The organism is Ideonella sp. (genome assembly GCF_036277275.1).
In the GTDB taxonomy this organism is placed as follows: Bacteria; Pseudomonadota; Gammaproteobacteria; order Burkholderiales; family Burkholderiaceae_C; genus Ideonella.
The window spans coordinates 22,482-33,941 of the sequence record NZ_DASUNH010000079.1 but is presented as its reverse complement, the minus strand read 5'-3'; the positions used below and the strand labels follow the sequence as shown (position 1 = coordinate 33,941).

10 protein-coding genes are annotated in these 11,460 nt (G+C 69.2%); 4 read left to right on the top strand and 6 right to left on the bottom strand.

Annotated features, from left to right (window positions below; genetic code table 11):
• The first annotated feature begins 26 nt into the window (after positions 1 to 26).
• On the top strand, positions 27 to 1,022 hold the full coding sequence (locus tag VFY73_RS13885; RefSeq protein WP_329719669.1) for a CBASS cGAMP-activated phospholipase: 996 nt from the start codon (positions 27 to 29) through the stop codon (positions 1,020 to 1,022).
• Positions 1,023 to 1,073: 51 nt separating this feature from the next.
• Here the strand turns inward: VFY73_RS13885 and VFY73_RS13880 are convergent, their stop codons facing one another.
• From VFY73_RS13880 to VFY73_RS13855, 6 genes are all read right to left on the bottom strand, one after another.
• On the bottom strand, positions 1,074 to 2,405 hold the full coding sequence (locus VFY73_RS13880) for an ATP-binding protein (RefSeq protein WP_329719667.1): 1,332 nt from the start codon (positions 2,403 to 2,405) through the stop codon (positions 1,074 to 1,076).
• Complete coding sequence (locus VFY73_RS13875) at positions 2,402 to 3,070, bottom strand: response regulator (protein ID WP_329719665.1); 669 nt, start codon at positions 3,068 to 3,070, stop codon at positions 2,402 to 2,404. Before VFY73_RS13875 ends, VFY73_RS13880 begins: the two co-directional genes overlap by 4 nt.
• Position 3,071: 1 nt before the next feature.
• Entirely contained in the window at positions 3,072 to 3,806 is a 735-nt protein-coding gene (locus tag VFY73_RS13870; protein ID WP_329719663.1) for a cytochrome b/b6 domain-containing protein, read from the bottom strand.
• Positions 3,778 to 4,233: a diheme cytochrome c gene (locus VFY73_RS13865; protein ID WP_329719661.1), complete on the bottom strand. Its 456-nt coding sequence runs from the start codon at positions 4,231 to 4,233 to the stop codon at positions 3,778 to 3,780. The genes VFY73_RS13870 and VFY73_RS13865 overlap by 29 nt, the downstream gene beginning before the upstream one ends.
• 53 nt (positions 4,234 to 4,286) lie before the next feature.
• Positions 4,287 to 4,658: a DUF1924 domain-containing protein gene (locus tag VFY73_RS13860; RefSeq protein ID WP_329719761.1), complete on the bottom strand. Its 372-nt coding sequence runs from the start codon at positions 4,656 to 4,658 to the stop codon at positions 4,287 to 4,289.
• A 110-nt stretch (positions 4,659 to 4,768) separates the two neighbouring features.
• Positions 4,769 to 5,470 carry a hypothetical protein gene (locus tag VFY73_RS13855; protein WP_329719659.1) on the bottom strand — a complete coding sequence of 234 codons (702 nt, stop codon included), beginning with the start codon at positions 5,468 to 5,470 and terminating at the stop codon, positions 4,769 to 4,771.
• Positions 5,471 to 5,773: 303 nt separating this feature from the next.
• Between VFY73_RS13855 and VFY73_RS13850 the strand changes: the two genes are divergently transcribed.
• From VFY73_RS13850 to VFY73_RS13840, 3 genes are read left to right on the top strand one after another with little or no spacing between them, the layout of a single operon-like run.
• Entirely contained in the window at positions 5,774 to 6,664 is an 891-nt protein-coding gene (locus VFY73_RS13850) for a hypothetical protein (RefSeq protein ID WP_329719657.1), read from the top strand.
• Positions 6,665 to 6,691: 27 nt separating this feature from the next.
• Positions 6,692 to 8,542 carry a cytochrome c3 family protein gene (locus tag VFY73_RS13845; RefSeq protein WP_329719655.1) on the top strand — a complete coding sequence of 617 codons (1,851 nt, stop codon included), beginning with the start codon at positions 6,692 to 6,694 and terminating at the stop codon, positions 8,540 to 8,542.
• Positions 8,539 to 11,460: a hypothetical protein gene (locus VFY73_RS13840; protein ID WP_329719653.1), complete on the top strand. Its 2,922-nt coding sequence runs from the start codon at positions 8,539 to 8,541 to the stop codon at positions 11,458 to 11,460. The genes VFY73_RS13845 and VFY73_RS13840 overlap by 4 nt, the downstream gene beginning before the upstream one ends.

Here is an 11,460-nt window from a genome sequence, read left to right as displayed (position 1 = left end):
CGCCGCGCCGCGCAAAGCTGGCGTCCATGACCATCCCCGCCATGCCCCCACAGGGCCCGGTGCGCGTCCTGTCGCTGGCAGGAGGCGGTTTCCTCGGCCTGTACACCGCCGTCGTGCTGCAGGAGCTCGAGGCCCAGGCAGGCGAGCCGCTGGCACGCCGGTTCGACCTGATCGCAGGCACGTCGGTCGGCGGGTTGCTGGCATTGGCCCTGGCCTATGAAGTGCCGATGGATCGGCTGGTCAAGCTGTTCTACGAGCACGGCACGAAGATCTTCTCTGGCCGGGCGCTGCCCAGTGGCCCGGTGAGCCGCCTGCTGGACCTGACCCGCTCGGTCACCGGCCCGAAGTACTCCGGCCAAGCGCTGCGTGAGGCCCTGGGCGCCGAGCTTGGCGACAAGCGGCTCGACGATGCGCTGCACCGCTTGGTCGTGCCGGCGGTGGAGGTGGGCCAATGCCAGACCAAGATCTTCAAGACACCCCACGCCGAGGCGTCGACCGGCGATGGCGCGCTGCGGGCGGTCGACGTCGCAATGGCCAGTTGCGCGGCGCCAGCCTACTTTCCCAGTGTGCGCATCGGCCGCAAGCTGTTTGCCGACGGCGGCCTGTTCGCCGTCGCGCCCGACCAGATCGCGCTGCACGAACTGGAGCACTTCATGGGCGTTCGGCCTGAGCGCGTGTCGATGCTTGCCATCGGCACGGCAACCGCGCACTACCGCCCAGCCGAGGGCGTGGCCAACCATGCGGGGGCGGTGGGCTGGCTGGCCGATGGACGGCTGGTGCTGACACTGATCTCCGTGCAGCAACAGCATGTGCAGGCGATGATGGAAGACCGCCTGGCCGAGCGCTACATGCGGCTGGACGCCGACTGGCCGGCAGCCGCCGGCCTGGGCATCGACGTGGCCACACCGGCCGCGGCCGAGTTGCTGAGCGGGCTGGCCCGCAAGACGCTGCGTGCCGCCGATCCGCGGCGACTGGCAAGGTTCGTCGGCGCGACAGGCCGACGCCTGAGCGTGGCGGTCTGACCTTCACCCTCGTCAACGGGGCTGCGCTTGCTGTGGCCGGGCCTGCGCCGGTTATGCGGCCGGGAAGATGACTTCGACGGCCAGCCCCGTCAAGCGGGCCGACGGACCGACTTGCACCTCGGCGTCGTGAAGGGCCGCGATGCGGCGCACGATTGACCAACCCAGGCCGCTGCCGCTCTGGTCGATGCCCGGCACGCGGAAGAAGCGCTCGCCCAGGCGGCTGCGTTGCGCTTCGTCGAGCCCGGGGCCGCTGTCCTCGACGGAAAGATGGACGCGGCCGTCACGCTGCTCGACGGCCACCTGCACCTGGGCGGATGCCGGGCTGTAGCGCACGGCGTTGTCCAGCAGGTTGCGCACCAGCACGGCCAGGAGCGTGGCGTCGCCATTCACGCTGCAGGCTGCCGGCACCTGCAGCGCCAGTGACTGGTGCTTGGCGAGCGCATGGGGCGCGATGTCGGCTGCGACCAGCCGGGTCAACTCGCCCAGTTCCACCGTTTGCGCCTGCGGAAGCTCCGCGTCCGCCCGCGACAGCGTCAGCAGCTGGTCGACGAGCCGGCTCGCCCGGTCACAACCTTGCACGGTGGCATCGAGTGCATGGCGGCGCGTGGCGTCGTCCGACGCGGCCAAGGCGACCTGCGCCTGGGCACGGATGGCGGCGATCGGCGTACGGAGCTCATGCGCGGCATCAGCGGTGAATCGGCGCTCCGACTCCAGCAAGGTGCCGATCCGCAAGAACAATGCGTTCAAGGCCTCGACGAGCGGCGTCACCTCCGCGGGGGCATCCTGCAGCTCCACGGGGCCGAGCTCATCTGGCCGCCGGTGCAACAGCCGTTGACTGAGGCTGCGAAGCGGGTTCACGCTGTGGCGAACGGCCCACCAGGCAGCGATCGCGAGCAGCGGCAGCGCCAGCAAGGTGGGCCACAGCATGCTGCGCATCAACGCGAACAGGATCGATGTCCGGGAAGACACCTGCTCGCCCACGTGCACCTGCTCGTCACCGTCGAAGCCGGTGGTGGTGAACACGCGCCAGCGCGTCCCGGCGACCGTCACCGTCTGGAAGCCGCCGGCACTGGCCATGGGCTCGACGGGAGCCTGGGCCGAGCGCAGCACCAGACGGCCGCCATCGAAGATCTGAAACGCCACGCGCGGGGCGTAGCGATGGAGCGTCGGCGCGTGCACGTCGATCGGCTCCTCGATGTCGGCCGCCTCGCGCGCGACGAGCAGGGCCGCCGCCTGGGCCAGGTGGGCATCCAGCAGCTCGTCGAGCTCGTGACGAGCGTCGATCCAGGTCAGTGCGGCCGCGGCCGCCCATACCGCGAGGACCAGCCCGATGACCAGCGACAGCAGGCGTCCTTGCAGCGAGCGCGGCAGCCAGCGCCTCATGCCGGGGCCTCGCGCAGCAGCGTGTAGCCGACACCGCGCACGGTGTGGATCAGCGCCGAGCCGAGCTTGCGCCGCAAGTGGTGGATGTGCACCTCGATCGCGTTGCTCTCGACTTCACGTCCCCAGGCATACAACTGCTGCTCGAGCTGTTGGCGCGACAGCACCCGGCCCGCGTTGAGCATCAGCACCTGCAGCAGATCGAACTCGCTCTTCGACAGCGTGACCGGCGTGTCGCCGCGACGGACCGTGCGTGCGGCCGGGTCCAGCGTCACATCCTGGGCGCTGAGGCGCTCTGTCGCCTGGCCGCAGGCTCGACGGACGAGGGCGCGCAAGCGGGCGGCGAGCTCGTTCAGATCGACCGGCTTGACGACGAAATCATCAGCCCCGGCGTCGAGCCCCTGGATCCGCTCGGGCAGTGCGTCGCGGGCCGTCAGCACGAGCACCGGCGTCTTGTTGCCGGCGTGGCGGACCAGCGACAGGACTTCCATGCCGTCCTTGCCGGGCAAGCCGAGATCGAGCACCGCCGCCGCGTATGGGTGGGCACGCAGCTCCTGCTCGGCCACGTCGCCGCGGCGCACCCAGTCCACCTCGAAACCGAGCTGGCGCAGCCCGGTGCGCAGTCCGTCGCCGAGCAGGGGATCGTCTTCGACCAGCAGGATGCGCATGTCAATCGTCGTCGTCTTCTTCGTCGTGCCCGGCGCGCTCGCTCGCGTGAGAGCGGTCGGATGCACCGGGGGGCGGCGCATCAAGCCACTGCAGCCACCAGAAACCAAGGACCGTGGCCAGCATCAGCACCGCCAGCCCATGCCAGGCGCGGTGGATGCCTTCGTACGGCGGGGCGGCCTTGCGGCCCGTGAACATCGCCCGCACCAGGTTGTCGCGGTACAGGCGACTGCTGATGACCACCGCAGCCACATGCACGCCGACCAGCCCGAGCATGAGGTTGGCCAGGGCTTCGTGCATGTCCTCGAAGCGGTCGCCGCCCCACTCGGCATAGGTCAACCACCCGGTGGCGGTCACGCCCGCCGCCAGTGCCAGCAGCGCGACGATGGCCAGTGCGCCGGCCGGGTTGTGCCCGGGGTGCGGCGCCGACTTGCCGGCGAGCAGCGCGCGCAGGTAGGCCACCGCCGCCGCGGGCCCGCGCACGAAGCTGGCGAAGCGTGCGTGCCGGGTGCCGATGAAGCCCCAGACCACGCGGAAGGCGACCAGCCCGGCGAGGGTGTAGCCCAGCGTCACGTGAACCAGGCGCCAACGCTCGCTCTCTGCCGTGAGGTAGGCGCCGGCAAAGGACAGCACGGCCAGCCAGTGGAACACGCGCACGGGTGCGTCCCAGATCAGCGGCAGGCGCCGGCCCGGGCGGCTCGACGCTGCGTCAGCGGGGGATACGGACGCGGTCTTCATTGAAGTCTCCTTGGTCCGCCTGCGCGTGGCAGGCCGTGCAGTTGGCTGGGCTCTTGACGGCTGGCGAGGTCCAAGTGGTTGGCGCAATCTCGTCGTGCTCGTGACGAAACCAGACCGAGCGGGTGATCCTGTCCTGGGGTGGCGGCTCCATCGCCCGCCGGGATTTGCCCGCGTGGGCGGCGAGCCACGTGGAAAGCTCCTTCAGCGTGGCGGCGTCCAGCGATGCGTCGCTGCCGAAGTGCTGCGGCAAGTGGTCGAGCAGGCGTTGCCACGACGCGGCCGGCAGCAGCCCTGGCGGATAGGGAACATGACAGCTGCCGCATTCCTGGCGATAGGTCGGCGACAGCGGGGCGGCTCCTGCGCGGTCGCCCGCGCAGGCCAAGGAGGCGATGGCAAGACAGGGCAGCACGGCGATGACCTGGCGCACGGGACGCAGATTCATCCGTGGCAGTGAAAGAAAGTGTGTATCCATGGGGGACCTCAGCGCTTGAGCGAAATCAACCAGGCCAGCACGTCCGCCTTCTCGCCGGCCGTGCATTCGCGCCCCAGCACGTCGTTGCAGTTGCGCTTGAACCACTTCTCGACCTTGGCCGGGTCGCTGAGCCGCGCCGCATGCGACGCCGGCGCCAGCGCAGCGATCTCTCGCCCGGTGGCGGCATGGCGCCCGTTGCCGGTGGGCACGGCGCCATGGCACGTGGCGCACCGCCACTCGCGCCCGTGACCCGTGACGAAAAGGCGTTCACCCCGCACGGGGTCGGCCGGCGAACCCGCGAGCGCGCTGTAACCGGCCAGCAGCTCATTCGGGGAGGCGGCATGGGCTGCCGTGGCGACGGCAATGGCCGCCGCTGCCATGACGCGGGCCACGACTCGGCGAGCAGTGCCCGCCCCCGAAGGGATCGAGCAGCTCGCGAGCGGCTCCCGGCTTGCTCGAGCGAATCGAGTGGACAAAGCGTGGCCCGTGTTCATGGCAAGAGGCAGGTACCGGCCCCACCGTCGCGCACGTAGTAGTCGGTCGACAGGGCGCCGTTGGCGGCGGAGATCACGTTCAGCCCCGCGCTGAGGAAGACGGGGACATGCATCCGAGTGGTGCCGTTCAACTGGGTGAGCGGCACGTTGTTGACCGACACGTTCAGCAGGTACCGACCGTTGTCGAACAGGTTCACGAACGGCTGGGCGCGGCCCGTCAAAGGATTGAACGCGCAACCCGGCGTCACCACGGCATAGGACTTGAAGCTGGCCGCGTATTCGAGGTCGCCACTGAAGGTGTTGGCGCGGGTGTCCGGAATGCAGATGTTCGGCTGGCCGGCGAAGACCGTGGACACATCGAATGGGTAGCTGTCCACCACGCTGCCGGTCGCCACGGTGACGGCATCCAGGCCGTTGCCCAGCCAGACCGTGGCGTCCGGGCTCGCCGCGCTGACCGTTGCGACCGCAATGCCATTGAGCGCCACGGTGCCTCGGGCCTTCTTCCTGGCGTTGTACAAGCCGGCGTTGACGTAAGGCGCCATCCCGTCCTCCGGGTGCACGCCGCATTGCCAGGCAGCGGAGGCGTACGTCTTGCCACTGGCCCCGATCTGAATGCCGGTGGCCGCGGACGCGGGCACAGCCACCAGGCTCGCGCTGATCGCGAGCCATCCCCATCTCAAGTCTTTCGCGCCGATCATGAATCCTCCATCAACGACAACACCGAGGATTCCATTGCGCCAGTCAAGCCTTAGGGACGCCTTAGCAAGGGCGCGCGGCAGCGGGCAGCGGCCCCGGGGCCCTGGCGCCTCTTGATCTTCATCAAGCCTGGCTTCGTCGAGGCGATCACGATGACGTCGCGGAATGGGAGACCGCCATGGCATCGCGATGCCGTGCTCGGTGTCACAGCCAGACACAACAGCGCGGGCCCGTCTTAAGAATGCGCTAAGGCAAGTTCGACACACTGGCGACATCTTATGTGCACTTTGCACATTCAGGGTCCCATGTCCGAGCAGTCGTTGATCCGTGCTTTCAGCGCACCGCGTCTTCGTGACGTGCGGGACGACGCTCGCCGGGCCTGGATGTCACTGCGGTCGGTGGCCTGGACGCTGCTCGCGATCGGCTCGGCCTGGGGCGTGGCGCGGGCACTTCGGCTGGACGCCGGCTCGCCTCTGGGCTACTGGATCGGCGTGGCCGGCGGCTTGGCGATGCTCGCCCTGTTTCTCTACCCGCTGCGCAAGCGCCTGCCGGCGCTGCGGGGCGTCGGTGCCACTCGGCACTGGTTCATCTTCCACATGCTGATGGGCGTGGCGGGGCCGTGGCTGATCCTCGTGCACTGCAACTTCCGTGTCGGCTCGCTCAATGCAACGGTCGCACTGGTCTCGATGCTGGTGGTGGCGGGCAGCGGTGTCATCGGCCGCTACCTCTACGTGCACGTGCACCAAGGCCTCGACGACCGCCATGCCAACCTGGCCGAGCTGCGGACCCGGCTCGACACCACGCACCAGAAGCTGGCTGCCACGCTGACCCTGGCGCCACGCGTGCGTGATCGCCTCTTTGCCTTCGAGCAGGCGGCCCTGTCGACGCGGGCCCGCAATGCGCCGGCCCTGTTGTGGCTCAGCGCCCGGGCGGCGCGTGCAGCGCGGCGCGACGTGCGCGCACTGATCGACCAGGCGCTGGCCGCGGCGCCGGCCACGCTGGCCGAGCCTCGGCGGCGCCAGATCCGCGCTCACTGGCGAGCCCAGGCGAGGCTGCATGTCGCTCAAACCCTGGGCGTCGTGCAGCTGCGCGCCTGGGAACGCTTGTTCTCGCTGTGGCATGTGCTGCACCTGCCCTTTGTCTACGTGATGGTCGCGTGCGCGGTCACCCACGTCGTCGCGGTGCACGCCTACTGACCGGCAATGGCATGGATGCGCGCCGCCGTGCTCCGCAGTCGCCTGGGCTGGCGTGCGCTCGCGCTGCTCGGTGCATTGCTGCTGCCATGGTCTGCGTCTGCGCAAGGGCTGGAGTCGGCCCTGTCGCCGGGGCCGGTGATCCGCGGGCACGCCAAGGTCGAGGATCAGTGCGCCAGCTGCCATGTGCGCTTCGACCGCGCGGCGCAGGACGGCCGCTGCCTCGAATGCCACAAGGACGTGGCGGCCGACCTCAAGGCCAAGGCGGGCTTCCACGGCCGTCAGCCACCCCAGGCTTGCCGCAGCTGCCACACCGACCACAAGGGGCGTGACGTGCAGATCGCCCCGCTCGACCAGCGCAGCTTCGACCATCGGGCCACCGACTGGCCGCTGCGCGCCGCGCACGCCAAGGTGACCGAATGCTCTGCGTGCCATGTCACCGGCAAGCGCTGGCGCGAGGCACCGCAGGACTGCGTGGCCTGCCACAAGAAAGATGACGTGCACAAGGGCAGCCTCGGCGCGAAATGCGCGGACTGCCACAACGACACCCGCTGGGCCGACACGCGCTTCGACCACGCGACCACCCGCTTCGCGCTCACCGGCAAGCACGTGGATGCGAAGTGCAGCGCGTGCCACCGCGCCGGTCAGCCGTACACCGACGCCCCCGAGACCTGTCTCGGTTGCCATCGCGACGACGACATGCGCAAGGGTCACAAGGGCCGCTACGGCGAGCGCTGCGACAGCTGCCATGACGCGAAGGCTTGGCGCCCGACATCGTTCAACCACGACAGCGACACGAAGTACGCCTTGCGCGGCAAGCACCGCGCTGCCAAATGCGACAGCTGCCATACCAGTACGCTGTACCGCGACAAACTGGGCACCGAGTGCCTGGCCTGCCACCGCAAGGACGACCCCCACAAGGGCAACCTCGGCAGCGAATGTGCCGCCTGCCACCAGGAAACGGGCTGGAAGAACGTCGGCCGTTTCGATCACGACCGCAGCCGCTTTCCGCTGCTGGGCAAGCATGCCGACGCCGACTGCAAGGCCTGCCACAAGAGCAGCGCCTATCGCGAGGTGCCCGGCACCTGCATCGGCTGCCATCGCAGCGACGACAAGCACCGTGGCACCTTGGGCGAAGCCTGCGCCAGCTGCCACGGCGAGCGCACCTGGAAGATCCCGCGCTTCGACCACGGCGTGACCCGCTACCCGCTGCGCGGCGGCCATCTGCAGGCCAGCTGCCAGAGCTGCCACGCCGACCAGACGCACTACCGCAACACGCCGACCGACTGCCTGGCCTGCCACCGCAAGGACGACAAGCACGAGGGCCAGCTCGACGCGCGCTGCGACAGCTGCCACAACGAACAGCGCTGGCGCGAAACGCGCTTCGACCACGCGCGGGTGCGCTTCGCGCTCGTCGGCGCGCACCTGAAGGTCGAGTGCAAGAGCTGCCATCGCGCGGGTCCCGGCAAGGAGCTTGTCTCGCTGCGCTTTCGCGATGCGCCCGAAGAGTGTGTGGCCTGCCACCGCCAGGACGATGTCCACAAGGCCGGTCTCGGTACCCGCTGCGACAACTGCCACAACGCCCGGGCCTGGCCGCTGGTGCGCTACGACCACGAGCGCCAGGCCCGTTGGCGGCTCGAGGGCGCGCATGCCCGAGCCCGCTGTGCCGCCTGCCACCGCTCCCCTGCTTCGGCCGGCCAGGGCGTCGCACCGGTCGGGCGCGAGTGTGTCGCCTGCCATCGCGGCGACGACGCGCACGACGGCGCGTTCGGCCCCCGCTGCGACACCTGTCACCTCGTGTCCGACTGGAAGACGCTGAGGGCACGCCGGCCCGGCGCGCCTGGCGCCACGCCATCGACCCGATCGGAGGAACGCCCGTGATGCGCCGCTTTGTGCTGTTCGGCTCGACCGCGTGGTGCCTGTTCTTCGCGCTGTGGTTCGGCCTGTGGTTGGCCTTTCCGGCACAGGCCCAGCAGACCGGTACCCGCCAGTTCGATCACGTCAGCACCGGCTACCCATTGACGGGGGCCCATGCCAACGAACGCTGCGAGTCCTGCCACGTCAAGGGCGTGTTCAAGGGCACGCCGAAGGACTGCGCCAGTTGCCACACCGCGGGTGCCCGCCTCGCGGCCAACAACACGGTGATGCCGACGCAGCACGTGCCGACCAGCGCAGGCTGCGACAGCTGCCATGACACGCGCCGCTTCGCCGGCGCGAAGTTCAGCCACGCCGGCATCGCCCCGGGCAGTTGCTTCAGTTGCCACAACGGCAACATCGCCAGCGGCAAGCCGCGCGACCACATGCCGACGACCGCGTCGTGCGACAGCTGCCACGGCACCAGCACATGGATGGGCGCCAAGCCCGACCACTCGGGCTTCACGGTGGCCACCAACTGCGCCAGTTGCCACAACGGCAGCAGCGCCAGCGGCAAGCCGGCGGCGCACATCCCCGTCGGTGCGGTGAACTGCATCAGCTGCCACACCACCGCGCGCTGGAAGCCCAGCAGCTGGAACCACACCCAGCTGGTCGTCACCGCGCAATGCGCCAGCTGCCACAACGGCAGCTTCCCGCCGGCCGAGGGCAAGCCCGGCAACCACATCCCCTACGCCCAAGTGCCGGTGGCCGCCAGCGCCAACTGCGACGCCTGCCACAAGGCCGGCTTCGGCAGCTGGAGCCCCGGCCTGTTCCACGCCAACTTCTCGGTCAGCACCAACTGCGCCAGCTGCCACAACGGCAACTTCCTGGCCGCGCGCGGCAAGCCGGCCGATTCGATCCACGCCGGCGCCACGGCTTGCGAGAGCTGTCACACCACCTCAGGCTGGGCTGGGGCCGACGTCGACCACAGCCGCTTCAACCAGAGCACCAACTGCGCCAGTTGCCACAACGGCAGCAGCGCTCCCGGCAAGCCGGCCACGCACATGCCGGTCGGCGCGGCGAACTGCTATTCGTGCCATGGCGTGGCTGCATGGAAGCCGACCAAGTGGAACCACACCCAGATCATCGTCACGGCGCAGTGCGCCAGCTGCCACACCGGCGCCTTCCCGCCGGCAGACGGCAAGCCGGGCAACCACATTCCCTACACGCAGATTCCGGTCGCTGCGTCGGCCAATTGCGATGCATGCCACAAGGCGGGCTTCAACAGCTGGGTGCCCGGGCGCTTCCACGCCAGCTTCTCGGTCAGCACGCAATGTGCGTCGTGCCACACGGGCAGCTACCTCGGTGCGCGCGGCAAGCCGGCGGACGCCACACATGTCACCGCGACCACCTGCGAGAACTGCCACAACACCAACAGCTGGAGCGGTGCCCAGGTCGACCACTCGACCTTCAACCAGAGCACCAACTGCGCCAGCTGCCACAACGGCAGCAACGCCCCCGGCAAGCCGGCCACGCACATCCCCGTCGGGCTGACGAACTGCTATGCCTGCCACAGCGTCACCGCGTGGCGGCCGACCAAGTGGAACCACACGCAGGTCGTCGTGACCGCGCGATGCGCCAGCTGCCACACCGGCGGCTATCCGCCAGCCGACGGCAAGCCGGGCAACCACATCCCGTACGCGCTGGTTCCCGTGTCGGGCTCAGCCAACTGCGATGCCTGCCACAAGAGCGGCTATGCGTCGTGGAACCCTGGCCGCTACCACGCCTACTTCACGGTCAGTACCCAGTGCTCGACCTGCCACACCGGCAGCTACCTGGCCGCACGCGGGAAGCCGGCGACGCCGATCCACAGCAGCGTGACGGCCTGCGAGCAGTGCCACAACACGACCAGCTGGACCAGCGCCAACGTCGACCACAGCCGCTACAACCAGAACACCAACTGCGCCAGCTGCCACAACGGGGTCAGCGCGCCGGGCAAGCCGTCCAACCACATCCCGGTGGGGACGACCAACTGCTACAGCTGCCACAGCGTCACCGCGTGGAAGCCGACCAAGTGGAACCACACCCAGGTCGTCGTCACCGCCCAATGCGCCAGCTGCCACACCGGCGGCTACCCGCCGGCCGACGGCAAGCCCGGCAACCACATCCCGTATGCATTGGTCGCCGTCTCGGCCAGCGCCAACTGCGACGCCTGCCACAAGAGCGGCTACAGCTCATGGAACCCGGGCCGGTTCCACGCCTACTTCTCGACCAGCACGCAGTGCGCGACCTGCCACACCGGCGGCTACCTGGCCGCGCGCGGCAAGCCGGCGGACGCCATCCACGTCGGCGTGACCACCTGCGAAAGCTGCCACAAGTCGACCAGCAGCTGGACTTCGGTGCAGTACCAGCATGCGCCGAACAACCAGGTCGGCTCGGGCACCTGCGACACCTGCCACAACGGCTCGCTGGCACCGGGCAAGCAGCCCGGACACATCCCCATCCAGGTGGCCACGGTCAAGTGCGACGGCTGCCACAAGTCGCAGGCGTCGTTCGCCACCGCGGTGACCACCAACCACTCGCTGTTGACGGCGCAGCCGTGCAAGAGCTGCCACATCCCGACCTACACCAGCCAGGGCCTGCAATCCAAGCCCAACGCGCACATCCCGGAGGCGCAGCTGCTGAACGGCTCAACGCTGGATTGCAACGCCTGCCACATGACGACCAGCAACTGGGGTTCGATGCGCATGAACCACAACGGCAGCCTCGGCGGCGGTGCCGGCTGGTGCAAGAGCTGCCATGCCAGTGGCACCAACTACCTCGGCGACATGGAGCGCAAGTCGCTCACCCATGAAGCCCGTGGCCGCACCCCGCTGGACTGCTCCGAGTCCGGCTGCCATCGCCCGCTGGGCACCAAAGGAAAGACTTACGTCGAGTGGGATTGA

Excerpts from the sequence above, each read along its gene's own strand:
- VFY73_RS13875 (WP_329719665.1), bottom strand. The coding sequence starts at position 3,070 with ATGCGCATCCTGCTGGTCGAAGACGATCCCCTGCTCGGCGACGGACTG.
- VFY73_RS13850 (WP_329719657.1), top strand. The coding sequence starts at position 5,774 with ATGTCCGAGCAGTCGTTGATCCGTGCTTTCAGCGCACCGCGTCTTCGT.
- VFY73_RS13860 (WP_329719761.1), bottom strand. The coding sequence starts at position 4,658 with ATGGCAGCGGCGGCCATTGCCGTCGCCACGGCAGCCCATGCCGCCTCC.
- VFY73_RS13885 (WP_329719669.1), top strand. The coding sequence starts at position 27 with ATGACCATCCCCGCCATGCCCCCACAGGGCCCGGTGCGCGTCCTGTCG.
- VFY73_RS13880 (WP_329719667.1), bottom strand. The coding sequence starts at position 2,405 with ATGAGGCGCTGGCTGCCGCGCTCGCTGCAAGGACGCCTGCTGTCGCTG.
- VFY73_RS13855 (WP_329719659.1), bottom strand. The coding sequence starts at position 5,470 with ATGATCGGCGCGAAAGACTTGAGATGGGGATGGCTCGCGATCAGCGCG.
- VFY73_RS13870 (WP_329719663.1), bottom strand. The coding sequence starts at position 3,806 with ATGAAGACCGCGTCCGTATCCCCCGCTGACGCAGCGTCGAGCCGCCCG.